The organism is Burkholderia sp. 28_3 (assembly GCF_003253915.1).
In the GTDB taxonomy this organism is placed as follows: Bacteria; Pseudomonadota; Gammaproteobacteria; order Burkholderiales; family Burkholderiaceae; genus Burkholderia; species Burkholderia cenocepacia.
This window is the reverse complement of sequence record NZ_QKZF01000012.1, coordinates 68,557-85,612: the sequence shown is the minus strand read 5'-3', so window position 1 is coordinate 85,612 and position 17,056 is coordinate 68,557. Positions and strand designations below refer to the sequence as shown.

General features: G+C 68.8%; 13 protein-coding genes and 1 tRNA gene. 2 read left to right on the top strand and 12 right to left on the bottom strand.

The window, feature by feature from the left end; translation table 11 throughout:
• Nucleotides 1–60: 60 nt before the first annotated feature.
• Together DFS13_RS23640 and DFS13_RS23635 are read right to left on the bottom strand one after the other, a co-directional pair.
• Nucleotides 61–1,272 (bottom strand): CaiB/BaiF CoA-transferase family protein, encoded by a 1,212-nt coding sequence (locus DFS13_RS23640; protein ID WP_006497805.1) that lies wholly within the window; start codon nucleotides 1,270–1,272, stop codon nucleotides 61–63.
• The gene (locus tag DFS13_RS23635; protein ID WP_111442203.1) at nucleotides 1,269–3,020 is read right to left on the bottom strand and encodes an acyl-CoA dehydrogenase family protein; all 1,752 of its coding nucleotides are present in this window, start codon (nucleotides 3,018–3,020) and stop codon (nucleotides 1,269–1,271) included. The genes DFS13_RS23640 and DFS13_RS23635 overlap by 4 nt, the downstream gene beginning before the upstream one ends.
• A gap of 173 nt (nucleotides 3,021–3,193) precedes the next feature.
• On the opposite strand from DFS13_RS23635, the gene DFS13_RS23630 reads away from it, so the two are divergent.
• A complete protein-coding gene (locus DFS13_RS23630) occupies nucleotides 3,194–4,096 on the top strand; it encodes a LysR family transcriptional regulator (RefSeq protein WP_006488085.1) in 903 nt (300 codons plus the stop codon).
• Between the two features lie 98 nt (nucleotides 4,097–4,194).
• Nucleotides 4,195–4,269 (top strand) — tRNA-Val (locus tag DFS13_RS23625).
• A gap of 118 nt (nucleotides 4,270–4,387) precedes the next feature.
• Here DFS13_RS23625 and DFS13_RS23620 read toward each other — a convergent pair.
• The 10 genes from DFS13_RS23620 to hutH all read right to left on the bottom strand — a co-directional run bounded on the left by DFS13_RS23620 (nucleotide 4,388) and on the right by hutH (nucleotide 16,912).
• Nucleotides 4,388–5,782, bottom strand: a complete 1,395-nt coding sequence (locus tag DFS13_RS23620) for an aspartate aminotransferase family protein (RefSeq protein WP_111442202.1) — start codon at nucleotides 5,780–5,782, stop codon at nucleotides 4,388–4,390.
• A 28-nt stretch (nucleotides 5,783–5,810) separates the two neighbouring features.
• Nucleotides 5,811–7,148 carry a glutamine synthetase family protein gene (locus DFS13_RS23615; protein WP_006497799.1) on the bottom strand — a complete coding sequence of 446 codons (1,338 nt, stop codon included), beginning with the start codon at nucleotides 7,146–7,148 and terminating at the stop codon, nucleotides 5,811–5,813.
• A gap of 12 nt (nucleotides 7,149–7,160) precedes the next feature.
• A complete protein-coding gene (locus DFS13_RS23610) occupies nucleotides 7,161–7,967 on the bottom strand; it encodes a gamma-glutamyl-gamma-aminobutyrate hydrolase family protein (RefSeq protein WP_006488099.1) in 807 nt (268 codons plus the stop codon).
• A 721-nt stretch (nucleotides 7,968–8,688) separates the two neighbouring features.
• A complete protein-coding gene (gene hutG / locus DFS13_RS23600) occupies nucleotides 8,689–9,486 on the bottom strand; it encodes an N-formylglutamate deformylase (protein ID WP_006488072.1) in 798 nt (265 codons plus the stop codon).
• A gap of 59 nt (nucleotides 9,487–9,545) precedes the next feature.
• Nucleotides 9,546–10,922: a formimidoylglutamate deiminase gene (locus DFS13_RS23595; protein WP_006488097.1), complete on the bottom strand. Its 1,377-nt coding sequence runs from the start codon at nucleotides 10,920–10,922 to the stop codon at nucleotides 9,546–9,548.
• Between the two features lie 196 nt (nucleotides 10,923–11,118).
• Nucleotides 11,119–12,342, bottom strand: a complete 1,224-nt coding sequence (hutI, locus tag DFS13_RS23590; RefSeq protein WP_111442201.1) for an imidazolonepropionase — start codon at nucleotides 12,340–12,342, stop codon at nucleotides 11,119–11,121.
• 4 nt (nucleotides 12,343–12,346) lie between these two features.
• Nucleotides 12,347–12,958, bottom strand: a complete 612-nt coding sequence (locus DFS13_RS23585; RefSeq protein WP_059721197.1) for a HutD family protein — start codon at nucleotides 12,956–12,958, stop codon at nucleotides 12,347–12,349.
• Nucleotides 12,959–12,960: 2 nt separating this feature from the next.
• Nucleotides 12,961–14,649 carry a urocanate hydratase gene (gene hutU / locus DFS13_RS23580; RefSeq protein WP_006488101.1) on the bottom strand — a complete coding sequence of 563 codons (1,689 nt, stop codon included), beginning with the start codon at nucleotides 14,647–14,649 and terminating at the stop codon, nucleotides 12,961–12,963.
• Between the two features lie 39 nt (nucleotides 14,650–14,688).
• Complete coding sequence (gene hutC, locus DFS13_RS23575) at nucleotides 14,689–15,384, bottom strand: histidine utilization repressor (protein ID WP_006488107.1); 696 nt, start codon at nucleotides 15,382–15,384, stop codon at nucleotides 14,689–14,691.
• Between the two features lie 4 nt (nucleotides 15,385–15,388).
• The gene (gene hutH / locus DFS13_RS23570) at nucleotides 15,389–16,912 is read right to left on the bottom strand and encodes a histidine ammonia-lyase (protein WP_006488089.1); all 1,524 of its coding nucleotides are present in this window, start codon (nucleotides 16,910–16,912) and stop codon (nucleotides 15,389–15,391) included.
• Between the last annotated feature and the right edge of the window lie 144 nt (nucleotides 16,913–17,056).

The window sequence follows — 17,056 nt, the reverse complement described above, 5'->3', positions numbered from 1 at the left end:
CGCGACTCGCGCGCGCCTTTCCCGGTGGCCGGCATCACGCCGCCGGCCGGCGGCGTCGTGTCAGTCGGGCGGCGATTCGCCGGCCGCCGTCTTCAGCACGCCGGCATCGAGCAGTTGCTGCTGAAGCGCGCGATCGACGCCGAGCCGGTCGAGCACCGCGCGCGTGTCGCGGCCGAGCGCGGGCGGCGCCGACCGGTAGGTGGCCGGCGTGCGCGACAGCTTCACCGGCGACGCGGTGCCGCGATACGCGCCGATCTCGACGAACAGGTTGCGGTGCAGCGCATGCGGATCGTGCGCGACGTCGGCCACCGTGCGCACCGGCCCGCACGGCACGCCGGCCGCCATCAGGTCACGCGCGAGCGGCTCGCATGCGTGCGCGGCGAGCCGCGCTTCCAGCTCGGCCTTCAGCGCGGGCCGGTGCGCGCAGCGGCTGCGGTTGTCGACGAAGCGCGGATCGCCGGCGAGCGCCGGCGCGCCGAGATGCGCGACGAGCCGCGCGAACTGCCGGTCGTTGCCGACCGCGAGGAAAATCGGCACGGTGGCCGTGCGGTAGCTGTCGTACGGCGCGATGTTCGGGTGCGCGTTGCCGCTGCGCTCCGGCACGCGACCCGAGCCGAAGAAATTCGGCAGGTGCGGATGCAGCAGCGACACGCCGCAGTCGTACAGCGCGACGTCGATCGACTGCCCGCGCCCGCTCTTCTCGCGCTCCGCGAGCGCCAGCAGGATGCCGGCGAGCGCGTTGAGCCCCGTGACCATGTCGACGATCGGTAGGCCGATGCGGGTCGCGTCGCCGTCGCGTTCGCCGTTCACGCTCATCAGCCCGGCCATCGCCTGGATCACCGCGTCGTAGCCCGGCAGCCCGCCGAGCGGGCCGTCGTCGCCGAAGCCCGTCACCGCGCAGTGGATCAGGCGCGGAAAGCGCGGCTGCAGGTCGCGTGCGTAGTCCATCCCCCAGCGCGCGAGCGTACCCGGCTTGAAATTCTCGACGAGCACGTCGGCTTCCTCGAGCAGGCGCCACAGGATCGCGCGCCCTTCGTCGCGCGACAGGTCGAGCGCGAGCCCTTCCTTGTTGCGGTTCACGCCCATGAAATACCAGGCCGTGTCGCCGAGGAACGGCGGCCCCCAGCCGCGCGTTTCGTCGCCGGCGGGCGGCTCGATCTTGACCACCATCGCGCCGTGATCAGCGAGCGCCTGCGTGCAGTACGGGCCGCCGAGCACCCGGCTCAGGTCGATGACCTTCAGGCCGTCCAGTGCGCCACGCGTCGCGTTCATCGCTCGACCTCCGGCAGCAGGTCGAGCGCCGTGTCGAGCGCGACCGGCAGACCGCGCAGCAGCGCGTCGGACGCGGCCGATTCGTCGTCGCGCGGAGCCGGCGCGAGCGGATCGACCGACAGCAGCTTGTGACGCACGATCAGGTGCGCCAGCGCGAGACGGCGGAAATCCGGCGCGAGCCGCGCGCCCTCGCAGGCCATCAATACGGCCGCGCTCGCGTAATACAGCGCGGACGCGGCTTGCCGCACGCGCGCGTCGTCGCCTTCGTCAGCGACCCGCGCGAGCCCGTCGCACGCCCGCGCCAGAATGCGCCGCAACGCCGTGCGGCTCGCCTCGGGCAGCGGCGCCGCGCCCAGGCGATCGCCGAGGAACGTGCGCAGCGCGTCGAGCGCATGCTCGCGCTGCGCGGCGCGCGCGACGTCGAGCGCGACGATGTTGCTGGTGCCCTCCCAGATCGAGCCGAGATGCGCGTCGCGCACGAGCCGCGCATCGCTCCATTCCTCGATATAGCCGGTGCCGCCGCGCACTTCCATCGCGTCGCCCGTCACGCGGCGCGCGTCGCGGCACGCGCGGAACTTGATCAGCGGCGTCAGGATCCGCACGCAGCGCGCGGCCTGCTCGTCGCCCGCGTCGGCCTGCGGCAGCAGCAGCGCGATCTGCATGAACATCGCGCGCGCGGCCTCGGCCGGCAGCAGCATCTTCATCAGCTGGCGCTGCATCAGCGGCATCTCGATCAGCTTGCGGCCGAACGCCGCGCGATGCGCGGCCACGTGCAGCGCTTCGTTCAGCGCGCGCCGCATCAGCCCCGCCGCGCGCACGCCGTTCGACAGCCGCGACATGTTGATCATGTCGGCCATCTGGTGAAAGCCGCGGCCGATCTCGCCGATCAGGTACGCCTGCGCGCCTTCGAGCGCGATCTCGCCGCTCGCCATCGAACGGCTGCCGAGCTTGTCCTTCAGCCGCACGATCCGGTAGCGGTTGCGCGTGCCGTCCGGCAGCGTCTTCGGCAGCAGGAACAGCGCGAGGCCCTTGATGCCGTCCGGCGCGCCGTCGGGCCGCGCGAGCACCATCGCGAGATCGGCGTCCGCGTTCGAGCAGAACCACTTGTCGCCGGTCAGTCGCCAGACGGTCTCGCCGTGCACGTCGGTTTCGCAGGTCGCGCGCGTCGCGATCCGGCCGACGTCGGAGCCGGCCGCCTGCTCGGTCATGAACATCGCGCCCTGGTACAGCGTGTCGAAGTCGCGCGACGCGAGCATCGGCAGGTAGCGCGCGACCAGCGCGGGATCGCCGAAGCGGCGCAGCGTGCGCGTCAGCGAATCGGTCATGCTGACCGGGCAGCACAGCCCGAATTCCGCCTGCACGAACAGGAACGTCAGCGCGTACTTGACGAGCGGCGGCACGGTTTCGGCTCCGTGGCTCAGCGACGCGAGCCCCAGCTCCGCATACGCGACGCGTTCGAGCGCGACGTACGCCGGGTCCTTGTCGATCCGCTGCACGGCCTCGCCGCGCCGGTTGCGATGCTCGAGCACGGGCGGATGCTTGTCCGCGCGCGACGCCCATTCGTCGAGTTCGCCCGACACGCGCGCGCCGAGCGCGTGCAGCCGCGGCTCGAGTTCGGCATAGCGCGCATCGCCGAGATGCAGCTTCAGCAATGCGCCGAGATCGGGGTCGACGGTGAAGAAATTGATGCCCCGGCTGTCGGGGATATTGGATGCGCCGGTGTCGGGCGTGCGAGCGGTGTCGTTCATGCATGCGTCTCCTGGGCTGCCTGTGCGGCGACCGGGCCGCGCGCCGCGGCGTCCGGCCGATCCTGCGTCAAGCCTCCCGCAGAGCGTAGGCGCGCGATCGATAAGCGTCCAATACAGGATTTGTCCGGTACGATAGATATCGCTTATCAATGCGGACGCCGGGAGGAGACACCATGGAACTGAGGCAGTTGCGCTACTTCGTGGCGGTCGCCGAGGAACTGCATTTCGGGCGCGCGGCGAAGCGCCTGTTCATCTCGCAGCCGGCGCTGAGCTTCGACATCCGCAAGTTCGAGGACGCGCTCGGCGTGCAGCTGTTCTCGCGCACCAACAAGACGGTCGCGCTGACCAACGCGGGCGAGGTGCTGCTCGGCGAAGCGCGCCGGCTGCTGCTGCAGGCGGCCGAAGCCGAGCGCCTGACGGTGCGCTCCGCATCGGGGCTCGCGGGCCGGCTGCGGATCGGCTTCGTCCACTCGATGCTGTATCGCGGGCTGCCCGACGCCGTGCGGCGCTTCGAGGCCGACTATCCGGGCGTCGAGGTCGTGCTGAGCGAGATGAACACGCACGCGCAGGTACAGGCGATCCAGCGTGGCCAGATCGATCTCGGCTATGCGCACTGGGGCCACTTCCCGCCCGAGGTGGAATCGGTGCCCGTCTATGCGGAGCCGTTCGTGTGCTGCCTGCCGGCCGCGCATCCACTGGCGCGGCGCAGGCAGGTCGCGCTCGCCACGCTCGCGACCGAACCGTTCATCCTGTTTCCGCGCGACGCCGCACCGCACTATCACGACCTGATCATCGCGCAGTGCGTGAACGCGGGATTCAGTCCGCTGATCCGTCACGAGGCGCGGCTGTGGCAGACGGTCCTGTCGATGATCGAATTCGGGATGGGCATCGCGCTGGTGCCGCGCGTGCTGCAGCAGGCGAAAAGCGACCGGCTTGCGTTCCTGCCGCTGAAGGATGCGTCGCTCGAATCGCGCACGCTCGCGCTGAAACGCAGCGGCACCGCCGAACCGGTGGCGCTGCGCTTTGCCGGCTACGTACGCGCGTCGATCGATGCGCTGCCCGCGCTCGCGGGCTGAGCGCGCGGCTCGCGAACCGGTGCTTGCGGCTATTTGAAAAAATTTGCAGAAAGGGCTTTACGAGCCCCAAAATCTCTGACATAATTTGATTCTTCTTTGGGCGGTTAGCTCAGCGGTAGAGCACTGCCTTCACACGGCAGGGGTCACTGGTTCGATCCCAGTACCGCCCACCAAAGAATTCAAGGGCCTGCGTCTCACGACGCAGGCCCTTTTCGTTTTCGGCGTCGCGCGTGCCCCGAGCGACGCGGGCGCCACGTCATACGCCGCCCACGTCCGCACGCAGCTACCGGCTTACCGTGCGCGCCCCACCCGCTCCGCCGTCGCGTCGAACGCGCGCTTCGCCTTGTCGACGATCTCGTCGACCCCCGCCTCGCGAATCACGAGCGGCGGCGACAGCAGCATCCGGTCGCCGGTCGCGCGCATGATCAGGTTGCCGTTGAAGCAGAAGTCGCGGCAGATCGTGCCGATATCGACGTCCGCGCCGAAGCGCTCGCGCCGGCTCCGGTCGCGCGCCAGCTGAACGCCGGCGACGAGTCCCGCTCCCGCGATCTCCCCGACGATCGGGTGGTCGCCCAGCGCGTCGCGCAGCCGGCGCTGGAAATACGGCCCGATGTCGGTCTTCACGCGCTCGACGATGCCCTCGTCGCGCAGCAGCTTCAGGTTCGCGACCGCGACGGCGGCTGCCACCGGGTGACCGGAATACGTGAGGCCGTGATTGAATTCGCCGTTGTCGATGATCGGGCGCGCGACGCGCTCGTGAATGCCCACCGCGCCCATCGGCACGTAACCCGACGTGAGGCCCTTGGCCATCGTGATCAGGTCCGGCTCGAAGCCGAAGTGCTGGTGCGCGAACCATTCGCCGGTGCGCCCGAAGCCGCCGATCACTTCGTCGGCGACCAGCAGGATGTCGTACTTGCGGCAGATCCGCTGGATTTCCGGCCAGTACGTCGACGGCGGGAAGATCACGCCGCCCGCACCCTGGAACGGCTCGCCGATGAAAGCCGCGACGTTCTCCGCGCCGAGTTCGAGAATCTTCGCTTCGAGCTGCTGCGCGCGCGCGAGGCCGAATGCTTCGGGCGTTTCGCCGGCTGCCGCTTCGCCGAAGAAGTACGGCTGGTCGATGTGCACGATGTGCTCGACCTTCGACGGCATCTGCTCGTGCATGTAGCCCATCCCGCCGAGCGTGCCGCCCGCGATCGTCGAGCCGTGATAGCCGTTCTTGCGCGAGATCACGTATTTCTTCTGCGGCTTGCCCTGCACGCGCCAGTACTGGTGCACGAGACGCAGCACGGTGTCGTTGCCTTCCGAGCCGCTGTTGCAATAGAAGAAGTGGTTGAAGCCGGCCGGCGTCACTTCCGCGAGCATCGCGGAAAGTTCGATCACCGGCGGATGCGTGGTCTTGAAGAACGTGTTGTAGAACGGCAGTTCCTGGATCTGGCGATACGCGGCGTCGGCGAGTTCCTTGCGCCCGTAGCCGACGTTCACGCACCACAGGCCGGCCATCCCGTCGATCACCTTGTTGCCGTCCGAGTCCCACAGGTAGACGCCGTCGGCCTTCACGATCACGCGGCTGCCGGCACGATTGAGCGCGCCCATGTCCGAGAACGGATGGATGTGGTGCGCGGCGTCGAGCGCGCGAAAATCGGCGGTCGAGCGCGGCGAAAAAGCTTCGTTTCGATCGGTCATGTCTTCTCCGTCAAACAGCGCCGCACGCTCACACGTGCAGCAGCAGATGCCTGCGTTCCCACGAGCTGATCACGCGGAAGAACGCTTCGTATTCGGTTTCCTTCAACGCCAGGTAGGCCTTCACGAACTTGTCGCCGAGAATGCCGGCGAGCGGCTCGCATGCGGCCATCAGCGAGATGCCCTCCTCGAGATTGCGCGGCAGCTGATACGGCAGGTCGTAGCCGTCCGACGCGATCGGCTCGGTCGGCGCAAGCTGTTGCGTCATGCCGAGATAGCCGGCGGCAAGCGTTGCCGCGAATGCCAGATACGGATTGCAGTCGACGCCCGGAATCCGGTTCTCGATGCGTCGCGCGACGGGGCTCGACTGCGGAATGCGAAAGCCCACCGTGCGGTTGTCGTAGCCCCACTGCACGTTGATCGGCGCGGCCATGAAGCGCGACAGGCGGCGGTACGAATTGATGTACGGCGCGAAGATCGGCATCAGCGCCGGCGTGTACTTCTGCAGTCCCGCCAGGTAGCTGTGGAACAGCGGCGACACGGCGCCGCCTTCGTCGGCGAACAAATTGCGCCCGGTGCGCGCATCGGCCAGGCTCTGGTGAATGTGCATCGCGGAGCCCGGTTCGCCTTCCATCGGCTTGGCCATGAACGTCGCGTACATGTTGTGACGCAGCGCGGCCTCGCGCACCGTGCGCTTGAACAGGAACACCTGGTCGGCGAGCGGCAGCGCGTCGCCGTGCACGAAGTTGATCTCCATTTGCGCGGCGCCGACTTCGTGAATCAGCGTCTCGATGTCGAGGCCCTGCATTTCGCAGTATTCGTAGATGTCCTCGAACAGCGGATCGAACTCGTTGACGGCCTCGATCGAATACGACTGGCGGCCGGTTTCCGCCCGTCCGGTGCGGCCGACGGGCGGACGCAGCGGCAGGTCGGGATCGGCGTTCATGTCGACCAGGTAGAACTCCAGCTCGGGCGCGACGACCGGCTTCCAGCCCTTCGCCTCGTACAGGTCGAGCACGCGGCGCAGCACGTAGCGCGGCGAGATCTCGACCGGCGAGCCGTCGAAGTGCACGCAGTCGTGGATCACCTGCGCGGTCGGGTCGACCGCCCACGGGATCAGGCAGATCGTCGACGGATCGGGCACGCACACCATGTCGGGATCGGTCACGCCGGTCAGCGTGCCGTCCTCCGGATAGTCGCCGGTGACGGTCTGCACCATCACGGCCTGCGGCAGGCGCATCGATTCGCCGGATTCGAACTTGTTGCGTGGAATGATCTTGCCGCGCGCGATGCCGGCCATGTCGGGAATGATGGCCTCGACTTCGGTGATGCGGTGCTGTCGCAGGAATTCGCTCAGTTCGGGTTGCATGATCGGCCTCGTTCAGTCGATGTCGGATGCGGCCGGCGACGGCATCGCGCCGCCGGTCGCATGAATGCGATGTGTCATGTGCGCGCGGCACGCCGCGCCGAATGCCGCGAAGATGTCGCGCGACAGCGGCTGCTCTGCGTAGCGCCATTCGGGATGCCACTGCACGCCCAGCGCGAACGCACGCGCGCCGCGCACGCTGACGGCCTCGATCAGCCCGTCGGGTGCGCTCGCTTCGACGGCGAGCCCCGCGCCCAGACGCGCGATGCCCTGGTCGTGCAGCGAGTTGACCGTCGCCTCGTGCGCACCGCGCGCGACCCGCTGCAGCAGACCGCCGGGCGCGAGTTGCACCACGTGCGCGGGACCGTACTGCCGCTCGAGCGGATCGGCCGGGCGTTCGCGATGATCGTCGAAGCCGGTCGTCGCGTGCAGCCGCTGATGCAGCGTGCCGCCGTACGCGACGTTCAGCTCCTGCATGCCGCGGCAGATCGCGAGCACCGGCACGCCCGCGTCGATCGCCGCGCGGATCAGCGGCAACGCGGTCGCATCGCGCGCCGGATCGTGCAGCGTGTCGGGCGCGCTCGCGGCGCCGCCGTAATGATGCGGTTCGACGTTCGAATAGCTGCCGGTCAACAGCAGCCCGTCGATTGCCGCGACGATCGCGTCGGCCGGCTGCCGCGCGCCGAGCGCGGGCAGCACGAACGCCAGCGCGCCGGCGCCGTCGACGACGGCGGCGAGGTACTTCTCGCCCGCCGTGTGGTTTGGATGGGCGCCGCGCAGGATGCGGTCGGCGGTGACGGCTACGATCGGTCGTGCGCGCATCGGCGTCTCTCCGGTAATGGCGCGCGACATGCTTGCGCGCGCAACGAGGCGGGTTCGCGGGTACGCCGCACGCGCGTGCCATCCCGCCGCGCAGGCGCGATCCTGCCGCGCGGATGCCGCGGCAACAGGCGGTACGGCCCGGGACGGAAGCGGAAAGGGACGCTAGGGCAACAACGATGCGCTGCCGTCGCACTGCACCGCGCTGCACAGGTGCGCGGTCACGAGATTGAAGCGGCGCGGGCCGCGATGAGAAATGGCGAAGAAGCGAGGCTCGCGTAACGGGGCGGCGCGCGTGCCGCGATCAGCATGCCGGTTCGGCCCGGCCTGAGGCGGCGCGCCCGCCGACGGACTTCGGGTCCGGCGTATCGAAGGGCTGGCGGCTTTCACGATCGTACTCGACTGACTGATGGAGACAGGACACGTGTCGCAATGCCGCGTGGCGACACGTCAGCAAGATGTCTCGCAGCGGATTCGGCGTAGCACGGCCATCGTCGAGGGCCTCGCCGCCGGTGCGCGCGTGACGACTTCCTGACATTCAGCTTATATCACCTAAAAATTGCGTCAACTTTTCGGGGGCGGACGACGATATCGATCAGACGAAAAAAACGGCATCGATCGCGCGGATCGATGCCGTTTTGTGCGTTGCATCGGCTTGCCTGCTACGTGCCGGCGGGGCGGCACGCATTGTCGCGCCGCGCCGCCGCATGGACGCGGCCCGTGCTCAACGATGCGCGAGTGCGGTTTCGACGAGCGTCTGCAATAGCGGCGCGATCCGCGCTGCACGCGCTTCGTCGTACGCGTACGGACGCGTCTCCTCCATGTAGGTGATCTGCGACAGTTCGAGTTGCACGGCCTCGACGCCGGTATCGGGCACGCCATAGTGTCGCGTGATGTAGCCGCCCTTGAAGCGCCCGTTCGCGACGGCCGTATAGCCGCCGTGCGCGAGCACGCGCGCGGCCAGTGCCTCCGCGAGGCCCGGCGCCGCACTCGCGCCGCTCGACGTGCCGAAGTTGAAGTCCGGCAGGCGGCCGTCGAAGAAACGCGGCACGTGCGAGCGGATCGAATGCGCTTCCCACACGAGCACGCGGCCGTGTTCGCCCTTCAGCCGCGCGATCTCGCGTTGCAGCGCGTCGTGATACGGCACCCAGTAGCGGTCGCGGCGACGCATGATCTCGTCGTTGCCGGGCAGCGCGTTCGCCGGATACAGCGGCGCCTTGTCGAACGTATCGACCGGCACGAGCCCCGTCGTGTCCTGCCCCGGATACAGGTTCTCGTTGTCGGGCGGACGGTTCAGGTCGACGACGTAACGCGCGTGCGACGGCACGAGGATCGACGCGCCGAGATCGGCCGCGAACCCGTACAGCCGCTCGAGATGCCAGTCGCAATCGTCGACGAAGCGCGCGTCGGGCGTCATCGTCGCGGCGATGTCGTCGGGGATGTGCGTACCTGCGTGCGGAATCGAGATCAGCAGCGGCAACGTGCCCTGCTTCAGCGTGAATACAGCCGGTTGTTCAGTCATGTCGCCTCACCGTAAGAGTCGGCCGGCGCACGCATGCGGCGTGCGCCGGTTGCCGCGCGTCAGCGCAGCAGTTGCGCCAGCGCGGCGCGGTAGTCGGCATACGCGGCGGCTTCGTCGCGATGGCGGCGGCCGCTCACGACGCGCTCGCCGCCCGTGTAGACGTCGAGCACCGGCGTCTCGCCGTGCTCGGCGAACACGATGCCCGACAGCCATGCCGCGCTGCCATGTTCGGCGATCGCCGGGTGATCGGGATCGAGCACGAGCCAGTCGGCGCGACAACCTTCGCGCAGCGCGCCGATGCGTCGCCCGCTCGCCTGCGCGCCGCCCGCGAGCGACGCATCGAACAGGCGATCGGCGACGTGCGCCTGCGTGTCGCTTGCCAGCACGTTGCGCGCGCGGTGCACGAGCCGCTGCCCGTATTCGAGCAGGCGCAGCTCCGAGCGCCAGTCGACCGACGCGTGGCTGTCCGAGCCGATGCCGATCACGCCGCCTTGTGCGAGATAGTCGACGGCCGGGAACACGCCGTCGCCGAGGTTCGCTTCGGTCGTCAGGCACAGCCCGGCGACCGCGCGGCGCTTCGCGAGCGCCGCCGTCTCGGCCGCGTCGACGTGCGTCGCGTGCACGAGACACCAGCGCGCATCGACGTCGAAGCGATCGAGCAGCCATTGTACGGGGCGTGCGCCGTACGCGCGAACGCAGTCGTCGACTTCGGCCGTCTGCTCGGCGATATGGATATGCACCGGCGCATCGTCGGGCAATCCTTCGAGCAGCGCACGCAACCCGTTTTCGGATACCGCGCGCAGCGAATGCGGCGCGACGCCGTAGCGCAGCCCGCCATGCTCGGGCGCCGCGCGACGCATCGCATCGAGCAGTTCGAGCACGCCGTCGGGCGTGTTGATGAAGCGGCGCTGGTCGTCGCGCGGCGGCTTGTTGCCGAAGCCGGCGAACTGGTACGACACGGGCAGCATCGTGATGCCGACGCCGGCCGAGCGCGCGGCATCGATCACGCGCGTGCCGAGCTCCGCGATCTGCGGATAGCGCGAGCCGTCCTGCGCGTGATGCACGTAGTGGAATTCGCACACCGACGTGTAGCCGCACTTGAGCATCTCGACATACAGCCAGCGTGCAATCGCCGCGAGCGCGTCGGGCGTGATCTTCAGCGCGAAGCGGTACATCAGGTCGCGCCAGCTCCAGAAGCTGTCGGCGGGATTCGCGCGGTATTCGGTGAGCCCCGCCATCGCGCGCTGGAACGCGTGCGAATGCAGGTTCGGCATGCCGGGCAGCACCGGCCCGGCCGCGCGTGCGACGCCTGCCGGCGCGTCGGTGTCGGGCGTGACGTCGGTCAGCGTGCCGCTCGCGTCCCAGCGCAGCAGCACGTTGCGGCGCCAGCCATCGGGCAGGTAGGCATGGTCCGCGAACAACAGGGTGTCGGTCATTGCGAGTCCTTATCGACCGGTTCAGGCGCGTCAGCGTCTCGTCCGGTCCGGTGCCGCGGCCGGCAGGCGTGAGCGCGTCGCGCTTGCCCCTGCCTCGCGGCGATCGACCGGAGTGCGCCGTTGCGCCGGGTCCGGTCCCATGCAAAACGTCGGCCGGACCGGATCCGTCACGACCCGGCCCGATCCGTCGCCAAACTTATCCGTTCATCCGGCGAAACACGGTCGTGCCGCCGCGTACGACCTGTTCGCACAGCGGCCGGCCGATCCAGTACGCCAGCTCGGCCAGCGAGCCGACCGACCAGACGGCGAAGTCGGCCTGGCGACCGACCTCGAGCGCGCCGTGGCGATCCGCGCGGCCAAGCGCCGCGGCCGCATGGCACGTGACGCCCTGCAGCACCTCGGGCACCGTCATGCGGAACAGCGTGCAGCCCATGTTCAACGTCAGCAGCAGCGATTCGAGCGGCGACGTCCCCGGGTTGTGATCGGTCGCGAGCGCGATCGGCACGCCGTGCTTGCGCAGCAGGTCGATCGGCGGCAGTTGCGTTTCGCGGATGAAGTAGTACGCGCCGGGCAGCAGCACGGCGACCGTGCCGGCCGCCTTCATCGCCTCGATGCCGGCTTCGTCGAGAAATTCGAGGTGATCGGCGGACAGCGCGCGGTAACGCGCGGCGAGCGCCGTCCCGCCCGCATTCGACAGTTGCTCCGCATGCAGCTTCACCGGCAGCCCGCGCCGCGTCGCGGCCTCGAACACGCGCTCGGTTTGCGCGAGCGAAAAGCCGATGCGTTCGCAGAACACGTCGACCGCGTCGACGAGCCCTTCGTCGGCCAGCGTCGGCAGCATGCGGTCGCACACTTCGTCGATGTACGCATCCGCGCGCCCCGCATATTCGGGCGGCAATGCGTGCGCGCCGAGGAAGGTCGTATGGACGGTGACCGGGAAGCGTTCGCCGAGCTGGCGCGCGACGCGCAGCATCTTGCGCTCGCTCGCGAGGTCGAGCCCGTAGCCGGACTTGATCTCGATCGCGGTCACGCCTTCGGCGAGCAGCGGCTGCAGGCGCGCGGCGGCCTGCACGAACAGCGTCGTCTCGTCGGCCGCGCGCGTCGCGCGCACCGTCGACACGATCCCGCCGCCCTGCCGCGCGATTTCCTCGTAGCTGACGCCCGCGAGGCGCTGCGCGAACTCGTCGGCACGCGTGCCGCCGTACACGAGATGCGTATGGCAGTCGACGAGGCCCGGCGTCACCCACGCGCCGTGCAGGTCCTCGCGCCGCCAGTGCGCATAACCGTGCGGCAGCGCGGACAGCGCGCCGAGCCACGCGATCGTGCCGGTTTCGTCGACGGCGATCGCCGCGTCGTCGATCGTCTCGTCGGGATGGCCGTGCGGACACAGCCTCAGGTGATGCCAGACAGTCGGTTTCATGCGTTCAGTCTCGTTCGCCGACGGCAAGCGAGACGGCGAGCAGCGCGCCGCCTCCGCTCACGACGACGTCAAACGCACGCCGCGGCCCGTCGAGCCGCAACGTGTCCATGTCTTGCAGCGCGTAGTGCGTGCCGTCGAGGTCGACGCCCACCGCACCGGCCGCGCAAAACAGCAGCACGGTATCGGCCGGCGCAAGGCGGTGAGCCCCCGCGCGCCACACGTCGAGCGTGCCACGCGCGGCCGAACGGCGCGTCATCAGGTTGAAGTCGCGCGTCGCGCCGTCGTGCAGCGTCGCGTCGATCGCCGTCTCGCCCGCGAAATCCGCACGGGCCAGCGGTGCGTCGAGCACGTGCCGCGGGCCGCCCGCCTCGGCGAGCGTCATGCCCGCGCCGGACAGCAGCACGAGCGTGCGGTCGATCCCGTCGAAACGCGAGAACGGGCCGGCCGTGCCGACGTCCGCGACGCTCACGCGCCACGCGAACGCATCGAGTGCCGCGCCGGGCGGAAACGCGCCGATCTCGCGCGTCACGCCGCCGCCGTTCTTCCACGGCGACGCAACGAGATCCGCCGCGCGGATCATCGTTGCGTGCAGCGGCGCCTGGTCGAGCGCCGTCATGCTCAGCGGCCGAGCATCGGCAGCTTCAGGCCGGCTTCGCGAGCCGTCTGCTGCGCGAGTTCGTAGCCGGCATCCGCATGGCGCATCACACCCGTGGCCGGATCGTTCAGCAGCACGCGGCCGAGACGCTCGTGCGCGTCGGCGGTGCCGTCGGCGACGATCACGACGCCCGAGTGCTGCGAGAAGCCCATTCCGACGCCGCCGCCATGGTGCAGCGACACCCACGATGCACCGCCCGCGGTATTCAGCAGCGCGTTCAGCAACGGCCAGTCGCTGACGGCGTCCGAACCGTCCTTCATCGATTCCGTCTCGCGGTTCGGGCTCGCGACCGAACCGGTGTCGAGGTGGTCGCGGCCGATCACGATCGGCGCCTTCAGTTCGCCGTTCTTCACCATCTCGTTGAACGCCTGGCCGAGGCGGTAGCGATCCTTCACGCCGACCCAGCAGATCCGCGCCGGCAGGCCCTGGAACGCGATGCGCTCACGCGCCATGTCGAGCCAGTTGTGCAGGTGCGGATCGTCGGGGATCAGCTCCTTCACCTTCTGGTCGGTCTTGTAGATGTCTTCCGGATCGCCGGACAGCGCGACCCAGCGGAACGGGCCCTTGCCCTCGCAGAACAGCGGGCGGATGTACGCCGGCACGAAGCCCGGGAAGTCGAACGCGTTCTCGACGCCCATTTCCAGCGCCATCTGGCGGATGTTGTTGCCGTAGTCGAGCGTCGCCGCGCCGCGTTCCTGCAGCGCCAGCATCGCGCGCACCTGGACGGCCATCGACTGCTTCGCGACCTTCACGATGCTCTGCGGATCGACCTTCTGCGCTTCGCGCCATTGCGCGACGGTCCAGCCTTGCGGCAGGTAACCGTTGATCGGGTCGTGCGCGCTCGTCTGGTCGGTCACGCAGTCCGGCGTGATGCCGCGCTTGACGAGTTCCGGGAACACGTCGGCCGCGTTTCCGAGCAGGCCGATCGACACCGGCTTGCCGGTGCGCTTCGCTTCGTCGATCATGGCGAGCGCTTCGTCGAGCGTCGTCGCCTTCTTGTCGACGTAGCGGGTCTTCAGGCGGAAGTCGATACGCGTCTCGTCGCATTCGACCGCGATCATCGAGAAGCCGGCCATCGTCGCGGCGAGCGGCTGCGCGCCGCCCATCCCGCCCAGGCCGCCCGTCAGGATCCAGCGGCCCGACGGATCGCCGTTGAAGTGCTGGTTCGCGACCGAGAAGAAGGTTTCATAGGTGCCTTGCACGATGCCCTGGCTGCCGATGTAGATCCAGCTGCCGGCCGTCATCTGGCCGTACATCATCAGGCCCTTGCGGTCGAGCTCGTGGAAGTGATCCCAGTTCGCCCAGTGCGGCACCAGGTTCGAGTTCGCGAGCAGCACGCGCGGCGCATCCTTGTGGGTGCGGAACACGCCGACCGGCTTGCCCGACTGGATCAGCAGCGTTTCGTTTTCCTCGAGATCCTTCAGCGACGCGAGGATCTGGTCGTAGCATTCCCAGTTGCGCGCAGCACGCCCGATGCCGCCGTACACGACGAGCGCATGCGGATGCTCGGCGACTTCCGGGTCGAGGTTGTTCTGGATCATCCGGTAGGCCGCTTCGGCCAGCCAGGTCTTGCAGGTCTTCTCGCTGCCGCGCGGCGCGCGGATCGTGCGCGTCGGATCGAGACGGGGATCGATGTGTTTCGGATGGTTCATGACGACTGCTCCCGAAGGAAAATGACTATCAAATAGGAATCAGAAATGCCCGGTGAAGCGATAACGGCTGCCGGGATGCCACAGATTCGCCACCGAGGCGACGACGCCCTGCGACCAGGTGCGCCGATGTAAAACCAGACACGGCTCGACGTCGTCCATCCGCAGCTGCTCGCGCCGCTCCGGCGCCGGGGCCGCCGCTTCGATCCGGTACTCGACGCGCTGCAGCGGCGCCGCGCGCATCAGGTACAGGTTCGGCGTCGTGTTCGTGAAATCCTGCTCGGCGTAATCCGGCGCGACCGCCGGATTCACCCATCGTTCTTCGAGCTGCACCGGCTCGTCGTTCTCGAAGTGCAGCACCTGCGAATGAAACAGCTTGGTGCGCACGGCCACCTGCATCTCGTCGGCGAGGGCATCGTCGGCGCGGATCGTGTCGAGCCCGAGCACGCTGGCGCGGTACGCATGCCCGCGCGCGCCGACTTCCTCGGAGATGCTGCGGATCGCGACCAGCGTCGACTCGTACTTCGGCCGCGCGACGTAGGTGCCCGCGCCCTTCATGCGCGTGAGCACCTGCTCGGCCGTCAACTCGCGCAGCGCGCGGTTGACGGTCATGCGCGCCACCTTGAACTCGCGCGCCAGCTCGTTCTCGGACGGCACCTGGTCGCCCTCCTCCCACTCGCCGGCATGGATGCGGGCCAGGATGAAATCCTTGATCTCCTGGTAGACCGGCGCACTCATCGGCTTACTGTTCCGATGCGAACGAGAACGGCGCGACCTTCGCGAACGCGCGCTCGCCGACCAGCTTCGCGATCACCGCGATGTCCGGTGCGAAGTAGTGGTCGAGTTCGTAGTGCGCGACCTGGCTGCGGATCGTCTCCATCACCGGCGCGAGCTTCGGGCTCGTGTGGTACGGCGCGCGCAGGTCGACGCCCTGCGCGGCGGCCAGCAGTTCGATCGCGAGGATGTGCTTCGTGTTGTCCGCGATGTCGGCGAGCTTGCGCGCGGCGAACGTCGCCATCGACACGTGGTCTTCCTGGTTCGCCGAGGTCGGCAGCGAGTCGACCGACGCCGGGTGCGCGAGCGTCTTGTTTTCCGATGCGAGCGCGGCTGCCGTCACGTGAGCGATCATGAAGCCGGAGTTCACGCCGCCGTCCTTCACGAGGAACGGGGGCAGGCCCGACAGCGTCGCGTCGATCAGCAGCGCGATGCGGCGTTCGGCCAGCGCACCGATTTCCGATGCGGCGAGCGCGAGGTTGTCGGCCGCGAACGCGACGGGCTCCGCGTGGAAGTTGCCGCCCGACAGCACTTCGCCGGTGTCCGGGAAGATCAGCGGGTTGTCCGACACGGCATTCGCTTCGACCAGCAGCACGTCGGCCGCATGACGCATCTGGTCCAGGCACGCGCCCATCACCTGCGGCTGGCAGCGCAGGCTGTACGGGTCCTGCACCTTGTCGCAGTCGCGGTGCGACTGGTTGATCGGCGAGCCTTCGAGCAGTTCGCGGTACGACGCGGCCGCGTCGATCTGGCCTTGATGGCCGCGCAGTTCGTGGATGCGTGCGTCGAACGGCTTCACCGAGCCGGCTGCCGCGTCGACCGACAGCGCGCCGGCGACGAGCGCGGTGCGGTACAGGTCTTCGATCGCGAACATGTTGTCGAGCGCCAGCGCGGTCGATGCCTGCGTGCCGTTCAGGAGCGCCAGGCCTTCCTTCGCCTGCAGCGTCAGCGGCGCGAGGCCCGCGACGCGCAGACCGTCGAGGGCGCTCGCCCGTTCGCCGCGGATGAACACTTCGCCGACGCCGAGCAGCACGGCCGACATGTGCGCGAGCGGTGCGAGGTCGCCCGACGCGCCGACCGAGCCCTTCACCGGGATCAGCGGCAGCACGTCGGCGTTGAACAGCGTGATCAGCGCGTCCATTACTTCGCGACGGATGCCCGAGTGGCCGCGGCCGAGGCTCGACAGCTTCAGCGCCATCAACAGGCGCACCGACGAACGCGCCATCGGCTCGCCGACGCCGACCGCGTGCGACAGCACGAGGTTCTTCTGCAGCAGTTCGAGCTGGTCGTGCGGGATGTGGGTGCTGGCCAGGCGACCGAAGCCCGTGTTGATGCCGTAGGCCGGCTCGCCCTTCGCGGCGATGTCGGCGACGGCCTTCGCGCCGGCGTCGATCTTCGCGAAGCTCGCCGGATCGAGCTTCAGTTGCACGGATTCGCGTGCGATCTGGCGCAGTTGCGGGAGGGTCAGATGGCCGGGGGTCAACGTAATCATGTGAGCAATCCTGTCTAGACAAGTTCGGAATGGATTGAAGTGTAGCCACGTCAACTTGTCTAGACAACCCGTTTTTCACCGAATTCGACTCGGGAGTTTCCCTGATGTCCGGCGCGGCCCGCCCGGCCGGCCGGCGACGCACGG